Genomic DNA, 17,133 nt, shown 5'->3' with positions numbered 1-17,133 from the left:
GTACAGATGAAAAATGCTTTTTGCCGTATCCAGACCCACCACGTTACTATTCATTTCGGACTCCTCGTCGCTCCGTTTAAATTCTCTGGCGCAGTATGACACCGCGTGGGGTGGGGAGGAGTCCATGTCATCATCCTAGGGCAGCTAAGAGTTGTGCCATGTATTCTGATGCCCGCAAACTAGTAATTAAGTGGTGTCCGTATATTCCCAGGCTGATGTTCATTCGCACGACAACGGCTTGGTCAGCATCGGATTTTCCTGTCTGTCTATCTTCGTCGATTAGAAACGATGTTCGGTAATAGTCAAATCGCCGCCATTCAACCACTTCGCCGGTCTGACCGCAACGGGGCTTGCCGGCAAGCAAAATAGTTAACCCCATGGCCGACTATTGCCGCCGCGTTGCAACCCGCTAGCGCACGGCGTCAACGATAGCCGGAAAGCTCCCGGCGCATGTCGTCGAGTTGCCGTTCGTGGAAGTACAGGTCTTGGCGGTGGTGATCGTAGTGGCGGTCCAGGTCTCGCAGTTCGCTGCGCAGTCGGTCGCGCTCTTTGTCGGTCAATTTGCTGTCGCGCAAACGGCTTTCCTTGTCGGACAAGTCGCTTTGCAGCTGGTCCAGTTCGTTGCGGTCTTCGTAAACGGCATAGGCCGCGGCGTTGTAACGGGCAAATTGGCTGTCGATGGCCGGTGGACAGACGTGTTGGTAGCCGCGGCCGTTGAGGCCTTCGGTGAACGCGTTGTCCAGCCGGCAATAATCTCGCAGGCCTTGGTCGCGGCCGGCGAAATAAGCTGCCTGGTCGACGACGATGCCGTGTTCGCGGCAGGCGTCGGCGTGGTCGGCCAGCCGAGCGCCGGGCTCGCCGCCGAGACCGTCGCGTATGCCGACGCCGAACCAGTCGCCGCGCAGGCAGTCTTCCCGGCTCAGGCTGGCGCAACCGGAATCAAACAATAAACCAAGTAAAGCCGCCGCCAGGTAAACGCTGCGGCGGAATCGGCGGCGGATACATTTAAGCGGCAGGTTCATCGCGGTCCAGTGCCGAGTCGCGCAGCGGCTCTTTCATGGTTACGGCAACGCACAATGCCAGTGCGGCGCAGCCGCTGACGTAATAACCGAACCAATCCGGGTGGCCCTGGCTTTTCAGCCATAAGGCCAGATATTCGGCGCTGCCGCCGAACAGGGCTACGGTCAGCGCATACGGAAAACCGACACCCAGGGCGCGAATCTGGACCGGAAACAATTCGGCTTTGACGATGGCGTTGACCGACGAGTAGCCGGAGGTAATCAGTAACGCGCACAGGTACCAGGCCAATGCGGTTTCGACGCTGCGCGCCTGCGCCAGCAACGACAGTAGGGGTGCGGTGCATACCGTGGCGCCGATGCCGAAACCGATCAGCAGCGTGCGGCGGCCGACGTAATCGGAAACCAGGCCGAAGATCGGTTGGAGCGCCATGAACCCCAACAGGCCCAGGCTGCAGATCAGCGTGGCGTCGTCTTTGCTGAAGCCGCTGGTGTTGACCAGAAATTTTTGCATGTAGACGGTAAAGGTGTAGTAGGACACGGTGCCGCCGGCCGTCAGGGCGACGACGGTGAAGACCGCGCGCGGGTGGCGTGCCAGTTCCCGCAATGCGGTCCGGCGGCCGGGATGCTGGCGGCAATTGGCAAAGGCGCTAGTTTCGGCCATGTTGCCGCGCAGCCAGAGTGCGAGCACGGCCAGGGTACCGCCGACGACGAACGGAATCCGCCAGCCCCAGGCGTGCAGTTGTTCGCTGCTTAACAGGTAGCGTTGCAGCAGCATCAACAATCCCAGGGCCAGCAACTGGCCGAGCACGATCGTCACGTATTGAAAGCTGGAATAGTAACCGCGGTGCTTGGCGCCGGCCATTTCGCTGAGGTAGGTGGCCGAGCTGCCGTATTCGCCGCCGATACTGAAGCCTTGCAGCATGCGGGCAAACAGCAATAGCGCCGGCGCCCAGTTGCCGATTTCGGCGTAACCCGGCGCGCAGGCGATGATCAACGAGCCCAGGCACATCAGGCTCACGGATAACAGCAGCGCGCTCTTGCGGCCTTTGCGGTCGGCCAGACTGCCGAGCAGCCAGCCGCCCAGCGGGCGGAACACGAAACCGACGGCGAATACTGCGGCGTTATTCAGCAATTGCGCGGTTTGGTCGCCTTCCGGAAAGAACAGCGGGGCAAAGTACAGGGCAAAGGCGGCGTAGATGGCCCAGTCGAAATATTCGACCAGATTGCCGGCGGAGCCGCTCAAAATGTAACGCAGGCGCTGCCGGTGCGACAGCGTCAGGTTGGCGGGCTGAAGTGCGGCGAAAGATTCCATCCCTGCGCCTCGTCGGCCTTATTCGGCGGCGGGAGCTGGCTGAGCGGGTTTGGCTGCGGCTTTTTTCGGCTTTTTTTTCTGCGACCGGTATTTCAGCCGTTGCGCCTGGGTGGCGTTGTCCTTGGTGACGCGGCCGGCTTCGTTACCGTTCAGATCGACCCGAATCGCGCCTTCGACCATGCAGGCCCAATAGCGGTTGCCGGTACACCAGGTTTTGATCGCTTCTAACAAGGCTTCCTTGGCGATGCCGAGTTGTTCGGACTGTTCGACCAAGTCGTTGTGGATGCCGATTTTGAGCGGGACTTTCGGATTGGGGCTTTTGGGGAAGATGGCCGGAAAACGTTTCTGCAACTGGCCGATGGTTTGCACGACCGGGTCGACGTCAGCGCTCGGCGCTTGGTGCTGCTTTTTCTGCTCTTGCTTTTTCGCTTTTTCGGCGGCGGCCTGTTGCGCCAGTTGATCCCGCAGCGATGCTAATTGTTCGAAGCCCATACGCAAACCGATAATGTACTGAAAAACGCGCATTGTACAACGATGCGGGCGGCGGTGAAATTTGCCGCGCATTTCATGCGGTTTAGTTCGGCATTGATCCGGCTGAATGGCAGCGGTTTGCGGCTTAATTTATTTTTACATTCGGCAGACGGCGATTTACTTTATTTTGGGCATACTTGAGACTATGACTTGGATCTTTTTATGTTACCCGCGCCGGAGTTTCACACCGATGTCCGTTTTTTCGAAGTTTTCTCCAGGATTTCGCCTGGTTTTGGCAACTGCACTCCTGACCATGCTCGGTGCCTGTTCGTCCCGTCCGTCGCTGCCGGATATGGAAGATCAAACGGCAAAACTGGACCAAATGCTTCGCTCCGGCGCCTACCAACCGGCTGGCAGTTTCGAGTTGGATTCGGCGCACGATCTGTGGGTGCACGACGGCGTCGAGCTGGATGTGGAAATGCTTGCGCCGAAAATGTCTGGCCGTTATCCGCTGGTGATTTATCTGCCCAGTATCGGCGAAGACGCAAGGGCCGGTAAGCTGTGGCGGGAAAATTGGGTCAAGGCCGGTTATGCGGTATTCAGCTTGCAGCCGGTGGAAATCGCCCAGGCTTTGAAACAATTGGAAGCCGAGCGTAAGTTCGACCTGCCGGATGAGGATGCCTTCGGCCCGGTCGAGGAACTGGATGCAGAAAGCCCGCCGGCGCGGGAACCCGGCGGCGACTCCTGGTTCGGCGAAAAACGACCGCGGCAATCGCGTTCCGCGCGCAGCAGCGAATTGCATTACGTCGGCCATCAATATTTTGCGCCGGAGCGTTTGAAGAGCCGGCTCGGGCATTTGTATTGGGCTTATCGGCAACTGAAACTCCGGGCCGAGATGCACGTGCCGGTATTTGCCGCGGCGGATTTTTCCAAAGTGGTTTTGGCCGGTTACGATTTGGGCGGGCAAACCGTTTCCGCTGCCGCCGGAGAAGCGTTCGCAGCCGACATGCCTGACCGCGGCGATTTGCAGCCGCTTGCGGCCATCGTGTTGAGTCCGTCGGTGGATTTGGCCGAAGGCCAAGTGCGCGGCCGGTTTCAAAAGTTATCCTTGCCGATGTTGAGCGTTACCGGTAGCGAAGACAACGATCCGTATGCGATCAGCTCGGCGCCGGTCAGAACCGCTTTGTGGGAATACGCGCCGGCCGGCGGCAAATACTTATTGCTGTTGCAGGATGGTGGGCATAAGCTACTGGCGGGGGCGGAACCGGGCGGCCGTTTCGCAGCGGCGGACCGGCGCAGTGACGCGGCGATGGCTGGAGAGCCTCCGATTGGAGGCGGTCGCCGTCGCGGTGGCGCGGGCGGACCGCCGGGCGCTAGCAGTTCCTGGTTCGGCAGTTCCCGCAGCGAAGAAGTCCGGCGGGAGCAGGGCTATAAACACGTTGCCGCCGTCATCGGCACCACAACCGCGTTTTTGGACATGATCGTTAAAAACGATGCGTTCGCCCAAGCATGGTTGCAGGAAAAAGCCAATCCCTGGTTAGGGCGCAGCGGCTCGTTAAAGACGCGTTAACCGGCCACGGCCGGCAAATTACGCCGGCTGCCCAGCGGCGGTTAGCCAGCGCGCCCGCAGCCGGTCGCGGTGGATATACAGCCACTGGATGGCGATGATCGGAATGCCGGATTCGATTTCGCGGCGTTCCAGCATCGCGAACACTTCGTCGAATTTGATAGCGCTGACCCGGATGTCCTCGTCTTCCTCGTCCAGGCCGTGAATGCCGCCGACACGACTGCTGTCGACCCGGCCGCAATACAGCGTGATCCATTCGGAAGCGCCGCCCGGCGTCGTGAAAAATTGCTGAATCTCGATCAATTCCAGAATTTCGCAGCCGGCTTCTTCCCGCGCTTCGCGGTAAGCCACTTCTTCGGCGGTTTCGCCTTCTTCTATGGCACCGGCCACGATCTCCAACAGCCAGGCCCGTTGCGGCTGCAAGATCGCGCCGACCCGGAACTGCTCGATGATGACGACTTCGTCGCGGTCGGGGTCGTATAGCAGCACCGCCACGCAATTGCCGCGGCGGAACAATTCCCGCGTCAGCGGCTGGCTCCAGCCGCCGTTGAACAGCGTGTGCCGCAGCGTATATTGCTCGAGCCGGAAAAAGCCGTGGTAGACGGTGCGGCAATCCAGTATTTCGAAGCGTTTGTCGCTCATCGGCCGTAGGTCACCCGGTAGATTACGCCCAGGCTGTCGTCGCTGATCAGCAAGCTGCCGTCCGGCAGTTGCAGCACGTCGTTGGGCCGACCTAATACTTCGCCTTTCGGCGTCAGCCAGCCGCTGATGAAGGGCTGTTCGTTGTAGGGCTGGCCCTCACGGAATTTGACGACGTCGACTTGGTAGCCCTGCGGTTGGCTGCGGTTCCACGAGCCGTGTTGCGCCACGATCAGTTGCCGGAAATAGACGTCGGGGAATTGTTTGCCGGTATAGAAGCGCATGCCCAGCGGCGCGATGTGAGCCTTGTAGCGCCAGGCCGGCGCCGTATATTTGTAGCATTGTTTGCCGGCGCCGAATTCCGGGTCGGCAATATTGCCGCCATGGCAGTAGGGAAAACCGAAGTGTTGGTTGGTCGGGGTCCATTCGTTCAGCTCGTCCGGCGGCAGGTCGTCGCCCAGGTGATCGCGACCGTTGTCGTTGAAAAACAAATGGCCGGTCCGGGTTTCCCAATCAAAACCGACCGTATTGCGGATGCCGCGCGCCAATATTTCCAGACCGCTGCCGTCGCGGTTCATCCGCAACAAGGAACCGTAGATCGGTTGCTCCGGATCGCAGACGTTACAAGGCGCACCGACCGCGGTGTACAGTTTGTTATCGGGGCCGACGCGCAAATATTTCCAGCCGTGGTGGCGGTCGGACGGAAATTGGTCGTATACGGTCACCGGTTTCGGCGGATTAGCCAGCCGCATACCGATTTCGTCGAAGCGAATGATGCGTTGGATTTCGGCCACGTACAGCGAGCCGTCTTTGTAAGCGACGCCGTTCGGCAGGTTGAGCTGTTCGGCGATGACGAAGCGCTGGTCGGCTACGCCGTCGCCGTCCTTGTCTTGCACGGCATAGACGTTGCCTTGGCGGGAACCGACGTAGACCACGCCCTTGTCGCCCAATGCCATTTGCCGGGCGTTGGGCAGATTGTCGGCAAAAATCCGGATATTGAACCCCGGCGGCAAGTGCAATTGTTTTAACACCGCCTCGTGTTCCGGGCTGGCGGCCAGGGTCGGCAAGCTGGTAAGCATGAGCAATAGCAGGGACTTTATTCTTTTCATTTTTATCTGCCTCTGAGTAAACTTTGAATGATGTTATCACTCTATAACCTTGAATTTAATCTTTTGGCGCCCCAAATCGCCACCACACCATAACAACACAGGAAAGTTACGCCATGATGAGAATATTGCTGTTTTTGGCTACCAACGTGGCCATCATGATTGCGATCAGCATCATTTTTAACGTTTTAGGCTTGAAAGGCGCGCTGGACGCTCAAGGCGTAAATCTGAATATCGAAGGTTTGCTGGCGACTTCCGCCGTGTTCGGTATGACTGGTTCGGTCATTTCGCTGTTCATGTCGAAATGGTCGGCAAAAAGCGCGATGGGCGTGCATGTGATCGAGCAGCCGCAAAACCAGACCGAACAGTGGTTGGTCAGCGTGGTAGCGCGCCAAGCGCAAATGGCCGGTATCGGCATGCCGGAAGTCGGTATTTTCGACGCGCCGGAAGCCAACGCGTTCGCGACCGGAGCCAATCGCGACAACGCTTTGGTCGCGGTCAGTACCGGTTTGCTCAGGAGCATGAATGCCGACGAAGTCGAAGCGGTGGTGGGTCACGAGATCAGCCACGTCGCCAACGGCGATATGGTGACCATGGCCTTGATGCAGGGCGTAGTCAACACCTTCGTCTATTTCTTCGCCACCATCATCGGTTATGTGGTTGACCGGGCGGTGTTCAAAACCGAACGCGGTTACGGTCCGGCATACTACATCACCCAAATGGTCGCGCAAATTGCGTTGTCGATTTTGGCTTCGATGTTGGTGATGTGGTTCTCGCGTTACCGCGAATTCCGAGCCGATGCTGGTGGTGCCCAATTGGCCGGCCGGCAGAAAATGATCAGTGCCTTGCGCGCTTTGCAGCGTGCGCACGAACCCGCACAATTGCCCGGCGAGTTGGCGGCATTTGGGATTAACGGCGGCGGCGTGCAACGTCTGTTTATGAGCCACCCGCCGTTGGAAGAGCGGATCGCCGCATTGCAAAACGCTCGTTAAGCGATTTAAAGGCCGGTCCGGTCGTCGCTTCCGGGCCGGCCTTGTTTATGGTCAACCAATTCATCCGCTTTAGACTCGATCTGAGTTACGACCGGTTTCTGGCTGTTTATCAAGGTCACGCCAAAACCATCAGCGTTCTAGCCGATGACGGCCGGCGCGTTCAGTTTCCGGCCGGCAATATTCAACGTTATCTCACCAAAAACGGCATTCAGGGCTATTTCGAAATGGAACTGGGGCCGGCTAACAAATTCGTCGCGCTGCGCCGGCTGGACTAGCCCGGCCTCGATTCCGCAGCCGGACTCAAACCTTGGCGGCCTTCGCCCGGTACATGGCTTGGTCGGCCTGTCTGATCAACTCGTCCCAGGATTGTTTGCCGCGGCGGTAAATCGCGGTGCCGATGCTGACATCCAGCGTCAGGTAGCCAATGGCCGAGGCGTAGGGCGCGATCAGGTTTTCGTAGACTTTGTCGATTACCGCGTTTAACTGTTCCGAATTTTCAATGTCGGTCAGCAACACCAAAAACTCATCCCCGCCGTAACGGCAAGCGGTATCGCAATTGCGAATGCAGGTTTGCAGACGGTTGGCGACCTCGCTCAACAGACGGTCGCCGGCCGCGTGGCCTAAGGTGTCGTTGACAGCTTTGAAATCGTCCAGATCGATGAACAGCAACGCGAGTTGCGATTGTTGACGGTTTGTCCGAGCCATCGCTTGCTGCAGCCTGTCTTGCAGCAATGTCCGGTTTGCCAGGCCGGTCAGTGCGTCGTGATGGGCCGCATGCAAGGCCTGGTGGTAATGTTCACCGGCTTCTTGCAATTGTTGGCTGAGTTCGGCTCGGTCGGCATTCAACGCTTCGATTTGCCGTTTCGCGTCGGCCAGTTGGCGTTGGCTCAAAGCCAGGGCTTTCTGCAATTCGGCGATTTCCGCGAAGTTTTGGTTCAGCGGTTCGCATTTGCCGGGAGCTGTGCCGCACGAGGTTGGCTTCAGCCATTGCGAGGCCGCAATATTGTCGGAACAGGAAAATGCTGGAATCGGGTTCAAAAAAAGATTGGGTTCGTTTTTCATGGTCAGCTCTGTCGGTAAAGGGATTGTGTAGGCCGTTTTCCGGCGACTTTTTTACCGTATCGATCAAGAGCCGTGCCATTGCGGATTTAATCGAATCAAGATGCTGCAATTCATTGAAATGAAATTGTTTTTATTGTAAGGCGTGGCGGGAACGCTGCTCCGGCAACCCTAGGATTGGCGCAACGGAGACGAAATATCGCCAAGCGCACGATATTTCGTATATTTAACGCGGTCGAGCACTTGGTCTTGGCGGGCAAGTTAGCGTTGGCGAAACCGGATGTCGCCGAACAGTTCCTTCAATTCTCTCGGTTGGCAGCGCCAATATTGCCGTGGCGCGTCAACCTGTGCGCCGAGTTTCGCCGCGGCATGCCAGGGCCAGCGCGGATCGTACAAAATGCCGCGAGCGATCGCGACCAAGTCGGCCCGGCCTTCGGCAATTATGGCTTCGGCCGCTTCCGCTTCGGTAATCAAACCCACTGCAATCGTCGGCAACCCGCAGCCGGCACGAATCGCTTCAGCCAACGGCACTTGGTAGTTGGGGCCTAACGGGATTTTCTGTTGCGGCGACAGGCCGCCGCTGGAGACGTGAATGAAGGCGCAACCGCGCGCTTTCAATTCGTTGGCAAACACGATGCTTTGCTCGACATCCCAGCCGCCGGCCACCCAATCGGTGGCCGAAATCCTGACTCCGATCGGTATTCGCTCGGAAACCGCGCTACGCATCGCCGCAAATACCGCCAGCGGAAAGCGCATCCGGTTTTCCAGCGAACCGCCAAATTCGTCATCCCGCAGGTTGGCCAGCGGCGACAAAAACTGGTGTAACAGATAGCCGTGTGCGGCGTGGATTTCGATCGCGTCGATACCGATCTGTTGCGCCCGTTGTGCCGCCGATACGAAAGCCTGTTCGATTTGCACCATGTCGAGCTGGCTCAGTTCCTGAGGTGGCATATCCTCGGGCATGAAAGCCAGTGGAGACGGGGCGACCGGCTGCCAGCCGCCGTCGTTTGCGCCCAACGGATGGCCGCCGTCCCATGGCGGCGCGGTAGAGGCTTTGCGGCCGGCGTGGGCGATTTGAATCGCAATCGGCATCGGCGAATAGCGCCGAATCGAATCCAGGATTTTACCCAAGGCCGTTGCGCAGGCGTCGGACCAAAGGCCGAGGTCGGCCGGCGAGATGCGGCCGCGGGCTTCGACTGCAGTGGCTTCGATGATCAGCAGCCCGGCGCCGGACAGTGCCAGATTGCCGAGATGGATCTGGTGCCAATCGGAGGCTATGCCGTCGACGGCCGAATATTGGCACATGGGGGCGATCACAATCCGGTTGGGTAAGGTAATCGGGCCTAAACAAAACGCTGTGAATAGTTGGCTCATGGCGTACGTCGGGAAGGTCTTGGTCGGTGAGGCGTGAGTCTATTGGCTGGCGGAGGGATTGGCAATATTGCCTGGCAGTACTGCCACACCTGTCATTCCGCTGCCAGTGCTGTCATTCCGGCATATTGAAAAAATTGATTGTGAACGGAGTCAAATAATTGATTCTAAAAATTTTATAGATATTGGCACAAGGCGTGCTTTGTATAGGGTTAAGGAATTCGTTCCGTACTATCCAACGTTATATTACTGATGCAAAGAAGGATGAAAAAAGTGGACAAATATTTGCCTGGATTACGCCTAGTCTTAATCGCTCTATCCCTAACCTTGTTTGCGGAACATGCTGTCTCCGCGACATTAATCGACGACTTTTCCGATTTTCAAGCAGTCGATAACGGTAGCGACGGTCCGGTGACCATCGTCGGTTCCGACTTGAACGGTATTACCCGCACGCTGACCGCGACCCCGTTTTCGAATGGCGATACCTCCGAGGTGGTGGTTGAAGCGGGTTTGCTGACCGTCAGCAACGGTCCGAGCGGTGGTATTGCCAGCGTTTTCTATAGCTTCGACACGATCGATCTGGCCTCATTGGCGGGTGCATTTACGTTTGCCACCGAATTTATGGATTTGAGCCACCAAGTGCAGTTGATTGCCAATGGCAGCTCGATTTTCGGCTTTACCGATTTGGGGCTGGGCCAGCATGTCATCGCCTTTACCCAGTTTTCCGATCCAGGCGTGTTTTCCAATTTGAATAGCTTAGAACTCAAATTTCAAGGAAGAGACGCTTGGGATGCGCAATTCAAGCTGTTAGCAACTTCTAACAACACGGTACCCGAGCCGCCGGTAGTCGCTCTGTTAGCGATCGGATTGCTGGCGACCAGCTTCAGATCGCCGAAAAAAAATGTTGCTCTTCAAGCTGTGAAGCGCGAATCCATTTCCGTTTAACGTCAGGACTATTCCCCATGTTTATAAAAGCCTTGAAATCCAGTTTGTCGGCGTTGTCGCTGCTCTGCACCCTGTTTATTACGCCTTATGCTGATGCCAGCGTCTTGACGATCGATAATTTTAGCCACGCCCAGACGGCGATTGACCGAGGCAATTCGGTTGGTAGTCCGACTACCGTCAATCAATTGACCGGTACCGATTTGACCAATGCCTCACGTACCTTTATTGCCGTAGCCAGCGGTACGACGTATGCCAATAAGGAAGAAATCGTTTCCGGCGGGAATGTATTGAAAATCGTCAACGGTGGTACTTCGGCCGGCACGGCGTCTATTATTTGGAATTTCGATCCGATCAACTTTAAGGCTTATGGCAACGCGATTTTGTTGGAGATATTGAGCATTGATTTGGGCGTAAAAGTTGAAATGGTCGCGAACGGAACTTCGACTAGCGGTGTGCAAAGTTTCAGCGGTCCAGGCAATTTTTGGCTCGGGTTCGACGCATTCAGCAATCCTGCCGTGTTTTCCAGCGTCAATAGTTTTCGCCTGAACTTTTCCGGCCCGGCAGCTTGGGACGGACAATTCCGGGTGTTGGCGACCACTACTCCGGTGCCCGTGCCTGCGGCATTCGTGTTGATGGGTAGCGTACTGTTGGGCGGACTCGGCATCCGGCGTCGACCAGGCCGCTAATTTCAGCCCCTAAAAAACCAGGCCCTGGGTTACAGGCCTGGTTTTTTGTTGTCTGCAGAATCACGTCGCTGCCCTTGTAATTTTCAGTACTGGGGGTGGAGCGCAGGCAATTTAGGTTTGGCATTGGACAAGCCTGTTTTACGCGGTAATTTCTTCAGTTAGCAAGGCTTTGCCTTGATAGAAAAATAACCGATTGCAGGGGAGAAACTTATGGGACCGTATTACCGCGCAACATCGCAAACCACAGGAGCGTTTTTCGACACGTTTTACCAACACCCGATTTTGATGTTGTTTCTGGTCGCCGGTGTGGTTGGCTTAGGTGTCTGGTTTTGGCGAAAATCCGGCAAGCCGTCCGCCTAGCATGGTGTTGCCGGCGGGTGAGTAATGGGCGAACGCTTTATCGCCGTACCGGCGATTGCTATTTAGACGGTTTCCGTTGGCTGTTGCGCCAAAAGTAAAACAAAGCCAGTGCGGTGGCGAGAGCTAACGCTGACAGCATGAATCTCGGCTCGGCTACCTGCAGAGAACGGTTGTCATCTTTGAATTTAAATTTGGTCAACACCCCTAAAGCCGGGTCGCTGATATCGATAGAGATGGATTTTGCCGGCAGGTTGAGTAGCTGAAGTTCGCTACCGTCGAAAGGTTTGTTGTTACGGGTATCGGTACTGACCATGCCCGGATACAGCGGAGTTTGCGCCAATTGCGCGACACTGAGTTTGCCGGCAATTTCTTGTTCCAGTTCTTTGCTGGTTTTACCGTCGGTTTTGATTCGGATTGGAGTTTGACCGTCGATGGCAATTGAGATTTCACCCTGAGAAGCCGAATGCGATTTTTTGGCGGTGAAGTCGTCCAAATATTCCACGTCGGCGGTATACACCAAATCAATCGCCACCTGCACACCCGCGCTGTTGAAACTTTTATCGGACAAGTCGTACTTAAGTGCTTGATTGGAATAGTCGCGAATCGTGACGTTGGTTACCGAATATCCGGCTTTGTTGGTAATCACCAGTTCTGGCTGTTCCTTGGGTTGGGCCACGGTGACCCCGCGCCAGTTAGGGTCGAGTTGGACCATGCCGTCCTTCATTGCGGTCCACAGCTTTTTGGCTATATAAGCCTCAGGTTTGTCGTGGTCCAATTTTGACGAGTTCAAAAAACTTAAACCGGTGGACCGGTAGGTTTCGCCGTCGTCGATACGCCACTCCACGGTATAGGAGAACAAAGAGTCGCTGGCCCGGCGCGGAAGCCCTGTGTGGATGCGCAGCTGGTCCTGAGCCGCCGCCGTGTTTGCCGCGATGGCGGGTTGGAATTGAACGATGAAAACCGGTAATAGCAGGGCGGGCATGAATTTACGGATCTGTGTGGGCTTCATTTCAATTCCAGGCAATGGCCGTTAAATAATTCAACGTTAGCACAAGCGGCCGGAAAAGACATACTGCACTGTATGTGGGGTAATCCGCGTGGCGCCTCCCCTGAAATTGGTGATGGTCGAGTTAGCCGCGCGATTGCAGGGCTTGCAATTCGACCGGGGTGTTGATGTTGGCAAAAATCTCGGGTGTAGCGCTGAAATCGACTTCCATCAGCGGGTGTTGCCGAAACCAAGTCTGCAATCTACGCTCGCCGCGCAGTAAGTACTCCTGTAAATCGTCGCGTAAATGGGTCTGAATGGCCGCGAACACGGGATGTAAACGCTCGCCGTCGAAAGCTACCGCAATGCCGGCGCTACTGCCGTGTAAGGCCCGCAGCAGCTTTTGCAAATGTTCGGTGCGGACGAAAGGCGAATCGCACGGTGCGGTCAGTAACATGCCCGCCGGTGCGGTTTGCAATGCGGCGAGAATACCGGCCAACGGGCCGTCGAAGTTGGCGCTGGCGTCGCTGATCACCGGGTAGCCGAAGCCGCGGTATAGCTCCTGGTTACGGTTGGCGCTGATCACCAACGTGTCGGTAAGCGGCGCTAACGCCGCCAGCGCATAGCTGACCAACGGCCGGTTGTCGAACAAAATCAGTCCCTTGTCTTGCTGCTGCATCCGTCGCGCCAAACCGCCGGCCAGCACCACGCCGCTCACTTTGTTTTGCCCGTTCATGATGGTAAGCTTTGCCGATGTTTAACAGAGTCGTCATTTTCGCAAGCTTGCCGCTGATTGCAAGCTGTGCCGGTCCCGCACTGCGCACCGAGACGGTGACGTATTACCAGGTCGAGACCAACAAACCGTATGACGAGGTTCTGGCCGAATTGCAGGTGGCGATTGCCGAGCACAATTTTCGGATCACCGGCCATAGCCGGGTCGGCAAGGTGATTCGAGAACGCGGCGCGGAGAATTTTCCCGAATACGACACGCTACAATTTTGCAATTTGACCTTGGCGAAAACGGTACTGGACATCACGCCGCACGCCATCGCTTACATGCCCTGTAATGTCGTCACCTATCAGTTCGAGGGTAAAACCATCGTGCGTACCCATTTGCTGCCGGAAGATACCGACAATCCGGCACTGAACAAATTTGCCGGCGAAATGAACCCGCAATTGAAGCAAATTGTCGATTTTGCCGCCGAACAGTAACTTTTAACTACTATAAACAGCCTGCACCATGAAAAATTTTTTGATCCCGATGCTCAGCGCCTTGGTTTTACTTAGCGGTTGCGCCGTCACCGAACAGAGCGCCAAACCGGATGCCGAAGCCGCCGCCGAGCCTGCGCCAATGGTCAACGATTACCCGACTCGCGACCGAGTCGATTACGTTTTGGAATGCGTTGCCAAACACGGCGGCTTGACCTACATCAGCCAGTACGCCTGCGGCTGCAAGATCGACAAGATCGCCGAGAAATTGAGTTTTGCCGAATACGAAGCGGCCAGAACCTTCAGCCAGATGCAGAAAACCGCCGGAGAAGCCGGCGCCGCGTTCCGCGACCCTAAGCAATCCAAGGATTTACGCACCCGCTTGAAGGAAGCCGAAGCCGAAGCCGAGAAAGCCTGTTTCGTCAAATAAACGGCTCCGCCACTCCAGGGCTTTAGCGTCGCTAAAGCCCTTTTGATTTGCAAATTTTTTCTTGCCTTTTTCGGCATGTCGGGCCTGTCGATCATGTTCAATACCTCCGCGATCCAATATCCTAAATTCAAATTGGCGATTCTGGCATTGCTGGCGCTGAATGCCGTCATCTACGGTTTTACCGATACGCTGACCAGTTTTACCGACGCCTTGGTCTGGCTGGTGTTACTGGTGATTTACGAACTGGAAGCCAATAAGGTCGAGTTGCCGCTGGGGGAAACAGCCATGCGCCGTTTACGCAGCGGTTTGATCGCGGTGATCGGTTTGGTTTTCGGTAGTTATTGGCGCGACAACGAATGGCTGGATATCGCCAACTCCGTGCTTTGGTTTGGATTGATTGCGATCTTGGAAACCGAAGTCCGCTGGCCGGACTACGTACGCCGCCACGAGCGGCTGTTTTGGCTGGCGACGATTGTGACTTTTGCCGGTCTGCTGGCGATGGCCGGGATCTGGTTGGCGCGCGGCGCCTGGTTGGACGGCTACGACGCGTTGTTATGGATAGTCGCGTTCGGTTTCATCGAAGTCGATATTTTTCATCTGTTAAAACCCAAGCACGCGGTTTAGCCCGGCATGGCCAAGCGCTTGGGTGTATTTGCCTTCCTATTGGCGCCGTTGCTACTGAAAGGCCTGTTCGTCGATCATTTTATCTACGAATACACCGGCACCCGTTTCCTGGGATGGGCCCGGGTGTTGGCTAACGACGCGGTGGTCTATGCGGTATTGCTGTTGCTGCTGTACCTGTCGTGCTGGCCAGGTATTTGGCGTGTGGTTTCGGCACTGTTGCGCCTGCTGGCATTAGTCCTGTTTGCGATTTACTGGATCGATTATTTGGTCATCGCCAATTTCGACACCCATCTGGCACTCGGCGATGCGATCAAATACGCCGGCTATTCGCATAAGTACATTCAGCAAATTTACGGATTACCGGATTGGGCCTTGTGGGGAATCTTGCTGATACTGTTGGCTGCGATTGCCGCGTTGGTCTCGGTGCCGTACCGCCTTCCCGCTGAACGCAACCGTAAACTGCCGTTGTTTGCTATCGCCGGGCTGCCGTTAATTTCCGGTTTCACCGATAACGACGTTTACGCCCACGCCTGGATTTATAAAAACGTTTTCGATTACAACCTGACCATACGTTCCGAGGCTGAGCCTTACAGCGCCGAGTTTATCCGCGACTTTCGCTACGACGAAGCGCAAACTTGCCACGCCGAGCCGGCGCAAACCAAAAACATCGTGATACTGATGGTGGAATCGCTGTCCGCCTACCAAAGCCGTTACTTTTCCGGGATTCGCGATTGGACGCCGCAACTCGATGCGATTGCGGCAAACCATCTGGCGTTTCGTAACTTCTATGCAAACGGGTTCATCACCGAAGACGGCGAAATCGCTCTGCTGACCGGCTTGCCGCCGATCTATTCGCCGTCCAGCTATTCCGACGGCGGTAGCGCGTCTTTTGCCGGGTTTTACGCTGTCGAACAATCGTTGCCGCATCGGCTGAAAGCGCGCGGCTACCGCAGCGAATTTCTGACCAGCGCCGATCTCGAATTCGGCAATACCGGAGTCTGGGCCAACAGCATCGGCTTCGATTACGTCGAGGGCCACGACCATCCCGATTATGCGGGTTGGGAACGGTTTCATTTTCGCGCCGCGCCGGACGAAGCTCTTTACCTGCGGGCGCTGGATAGAATCGCCAAAGCTGGACCACAACCGCTGTTGTTGTTCATCAAAACCGTCAGCACCCACCATCCTTATCTCGATCCGGAAACCAAACAAAAATCGGAAGAGGCCGCGTTTCGTTATGCCGACAAACAATTGGGCCATTTTTACCGGCAATTGCAGGACGCCGGATTTTTTCGCAACGGCATACTGCTGATCGTCGGCGACCACCATTCGATGACGCCATTGAAGCAGGAAGAAGCAGCGCACTTCGGCCATTACAAAGCCTCGGCCAAAGTGCCGCTGCTGATGGTGTCCGCCAGCGGGCACGCAGACGAGGACCGGCAATTTCAACAGACCGATGTGTTCAATACCTTGCAAGGCATGGTCGACGGCAGCCAATGCAGTAGTGCTTGGCAAGGCGTGATGTGGGGCGAGCATGCCGCGCCGCCGCGCTTTATCGCCCACCGCCGCGGCGACAATCGCGATAAGGTCAGCGTATTCAGCGACGACGGCGACTATCTGGTGAAACTGGACGGCGATACTACCCGACTTGGTAACGCAGCGGCGGAGTCGGCGTTGAGCCGCATGCTGGTCGACAAGATCAATGCCTTGCGCATCGCCCGGCTCAATTGGCTGGCAAAATCCGCCGAAACGTCAAATTGATCCGTGCTTGTTTGATTTGCCGGGTTTTCGGCAGTTCGTGGCGCCAATGGTGTTGCAGCGCGCCGGCCATCAGCAGCAAATCGCCGTTGGCCAATTCGATATCCAGCCGCTGTTTGCTGCGGTTGTGACGCAGACGGAACAGACGGCTGTCGCCGAGGCTGAGCGATGCGATCAACGGATTGGCGCCCAGTTCCGGCTCGTTATCGGCGTGGCAGCCCATCGAATCGCGGCCGTTGCGGTATAAATTGGCCAGCACGCTATTGAAGCGATGCCGGCAAACCGATTCCAGGTCGGCTTTTATCGCCAATAAAGCTCCGTTCCAAGGCAGCGGAGCGTGGTCGACGCCGGAATAGCGGTAATGGGCGTCCGGATCGCCGTACCAAGCCATCAGCCGCGGCACTGTCAGCAAGCGGCCGAAGATTTGGATTTGCTCGGTTTGCCATGCCAGGCCGTGCAGCAGGTCTTGAAAATAACGGTCGGCGGTATTGCTCGGGTAAAACCCGTGCAGCAAATACAGTTCGCCGTCGCACGGCGCCAGATTTTCTGTGTTGGCCGGCATTGCGGCGGCGCTGTCGCTAACCATGCGCCCGCCGAATCAGG

General features: G+C 56.5%; 20 protein-coding genes. 10 read left to right on the top strand and 10 right to left on the bottom strand.

Annotated elements, in window-relative coordinates; all coding sequences use genetic code 11:
• Positions 1–422 precede the first annotated feature (422 nt).
• Genes AC0IM9_RS14715 through AC0IM9_RS14705 form a run of 3 tightly spaced genes read right to left on the bottom strand, consistent with a single transcriptional unit; the run spans position 423 to position 2,856 of the window.
• Positions 423–1,022: a DUF2799 domain-containing protein gene (locus AC0IM9_RS14715; RefSeq protein WP_140911764.1), complete on the bottom strand. Its 600-nt coding sequence runs from the start codon at positions 1,020–1,022 to the stop codon at positions 423–425.
• Positions 1,006–2,331: an MFS transporter gene (locus AC0IM9_RS14710; RefSeq protein ID WP_482804522.1), complete on the bottom strand. Its 1,326-nt coding sequence runs from the start codon at positions 2,329–2,331 to the stop codon at positions 1,006–1,008. The genes AC0IM9_RS14715 and AC0IM9_RS14710 overlap by 17 nt, the downstream gene beginning before the upstream one ends.
• 18 nt (positions 2,332–2,349) lie before the next feature.
• Positions 2,350–2,856: a ProQ/FinO family protein gene (locus AC0IM9_RS14705; protein WP_482804521.1), complete on the bottom strand. Its 507-nt coding sequence runs from the start codon at positions 2,854–2,856 to the stop codon at positions 2,350–2,352.
• Positions 2,857–3,094: 238 nt separating this feature from the next.
• Between AC0IM9_RS14705 and AC0IM9_RS14700 the strand changes: the two genes are divergently transcribed.
• Positions 3,095–4,372, top strand: coding sequence for an alpha/beta hydrolase (locus AC0IM9_RS14700; protein WP_482804520.1), 1,278 nt, complete (start codon positions 3,095–3,097; stop codon positions 4,370–4,372).
• A gap of 18 nt (positions 4,373–4,390) precedes the next feature.
• Here the strand turns inward: AC0IM9_RS14700 and AC0IM9_RS14695 are convergent, their stop codons facing one another.
• Together AC0IM9_RS14695 and AC0IM9_RS14690 are read right to left on the bottom strand one after the other, a co-directional pair.
• Complete coding sequence (locus tag AC0IM9_RS14695) at positions 4,391–5,011, bottom strand: NUDIX domain-containing protein (RefSeq protein ID WP_482804519.1); 621 nt, start codon at positions 5,009–5,011, stop codon at positions 4,391–4,393.
• Complete coding sequence (locus AC0IM9_RS14690; RefSeq protein WP_482804518.1) at positions 5,008–6,117, bottom strand: PQQ-dependent sugar dehydrogenase; 1,110 nt, start codon at positions 6,115–6,117, stop codon at positions 5,008–5,010. Before AC0IM9_RS14690 ends, AC0IM9_RS14695 begins: the two co-directional genes overlap by 4 nt.
• Positions 6,118–6,230: 113 nt before the next feature.
• Between AC0IM9_RS14690 and htpX the strand changes: the two genes are divergently transcribed.
• Positions 6,231–7,106 carry a protease HtpX gene (gene htpX / locus AC0IM9_RS14685; protein ID WP_186289519.1) on the top strand — a complete coding sequence of 292 codons (876 nt, stop codon included), beginning with the start codon at positions 6,231–6,233 and terminating at the stop codon, positions 7,104–7,106.
• A gap of 47 nt (positions 7,107–7,153) precedes the next feature.
• Positions 7,154–7,381: a DUF2835 domain-containing protein gene (locus AC0IM9_RS14680; protein WP_482804517.1), complete on the top strand. Its 228-nt coding sequence runs from the start codon at positions 7,154–7,156 to the stop codon at positions 7,379–7,381.
• A 25-nt stretch (positions 7,382–7,406) separates the two neighbouring features.
• Here AC0IM9_RS14680 and AC0IM9_RS14675 read toward each other — a convergent pair whose 3' ends face one another.
• The gene (locus AC0IM9_RS14675) at positions 7,407–8,168 is read right to left on the bottom strand and encodes a diguanylate cyclase domain-containing protein (RefSeq protein WP_278210878.1); all 762 of its coding nucleotides are present in this window, start codon (positions 8,166–8,168) and stop codon (positions 7,407–7,409) included.
• Between the two features lie 258 nt (positions 8,169–8,426).
• A complete protein-coding gene (locus AC0IM9_RS14670; protein WP_482804516.1) occupies positions 8,427–9,539 on the bottom strand; it encodes an NADH:flavin oxidoreductase/NADH oxidase in 1,113 nt (370 codons plus the stop codon).
• A 261-nt stretch (positions 9,540–9,800) separates the two neighbouring features.
• Here AC0IM9_RS14670 and AC0IM9_RS14665 point away from each other — a divergent pair, with 261 nt between their 5' ends.
• The 3 genes from AC0IM9_RS14665 to AC0IM9_RS14655 all read left to right on the top strand — a co-directional run bounded on the left by AC0IM9_RS14665 (position 9,801) and on the right by AC0IM9_RS14655 (position 11,527).
• Complete coding sequence (locus AC0IM9_RS14665; RefSeq protein WP_482804515.1) at positions 9,801–10,481, top strand: hypothetical protein; 681 nt, start codon at positions 9,801–9,803, stop codon at positions 10,479–10,481.
• A gap of 17 nt (positions 10,482–10,498) precedes the next feature.
• Complete coding sequence (locus AC0IM9_RS14660; protein ID WP_278210881.1) at positions 10,499–11,167, top strand: hypothetical protein; 669 nt, start codon at positions 10,499–10,501, stop codon at positions 11,165–11,167.
• A gap of 210 nt (positions 11,168–11,377) precedes the next feature.
• Entirely contained in the window at positions 11,378–11,527 is a 150-nt protein-coding gene (locus AC0IM9_RS14655) for a hypothetical protein (protein WP_186289520.1), read from the top strand.
• A gap of 58 nt (positions 11,528–11,585) precedes the next feature.
• Here the strand turns inward: AC0IM9_RS14655 and AC0IM9_RS14650 are convergent, their stop codons facing one another.
• Positions 11,586–12,536 (bottom strand): hypothetical protein, encoded by a 951-nt coding sequence (locus AC0IM9_RS14650; RefSeq protein WP_482804514.1) that lies wholly within the window; start codon positions 12,534–12,536, stop codon positions 11,586–11,588.
• A gap of 121 nt (positions 12,537–12,657) precedes the next feature.
• Positions 12,658–13,248, bottom strand: a complete 591-nt coding sequence (gene mobA, locus AC0IM9_RS14645) for a molybdenum cofactor guanylyltransferase MobA (RefSeq protein ID WP_140911773.1) — start codon at positions 13,246–13,248, stop codon at positions 12,658–12,660.
• 17 nt (positions 13,249–13,265) lie between these two features.
• Here mobA and AC0IM9_RS14640 point away from each other — a divergent pair, with 17 nt between their 5' ends.
• The 4 genes from AC0IM9_RS14640 (at position 13,266) to AC0IM9_RS14625 (ending at position 16,533) form a co-directional block, all read left to right on the top strand.
• Entirely contained in the window at positions 13,266–13,724 is a 459-nt protein-coding gene (locus AC0IM9_RS14640) for a DUF302 domain-containing protein (protein ID WP_482804513.1), read from the top strand.
• A 28-nt stretch (positions 13,725–13,752) separates the two neighbouring features.
• Positions 13,753–14,151, top strand: coding sequence for a hypothetical protein (locus tag AC0IM9_RS14635; protein ID WP_482804512.1), 399 nt, complete (start codon positions 13,753–13,755; stop codon positions 14,149–14,151).
• Positions 14,152–14,244: 93 nt separating this feature from the next.
• Entirely contained in the window at positions 14,245–14,775 is a 531-nt protein-coding gene (locus tag AC0IM9_RS14630) for a hypothetical protein (protein ID WP_482804511.1), read from the top strand.
• A 6-nt stretch (positions 14,776–14,781) separates the two neighbouring features.
• The gene (locus tag AC0IM9_RS14625; RefSeq protein ID WP_482804510.1) at positions 14,782–16,533 is read left to right on the top strand and encodes an LTA synthase family protein; all 1,752 of its coding nucleotides are present in this window, start codon (positions 14,782–14,784) and stop codon (positions 16,531–16,533) included.
• Here the strand turns inward: AC0IM9_RS14625 and AC0IM9_RS14620 are convergent.
• Complete coding sequence (locus tag AC0IM9_RS14620; protein WP_482804509.1) at positions 16,496–17,116, bottom strand: alpha-ketoglutarate-dependent dioxygenase AlkB family protein; 621 nt, start codon at positions 17,114–17,116, stop codon at positions 16,496–16,498. The genes AC0IM9_RS14625 and AC0IM9_RS14620 overlap by 38 nt on opposite strands.
• Between the last annotated feature and the right edge of the window lie 17 nt (positions 17,117–17,133).

Source organism: Methylomonas sp. Uni0011, from assembly GCF_056850255.1.
Note: the sequence above shows the minus strand (reverse complement) of the source record. Positions and strands in the feature narration are given on the sequence as shown.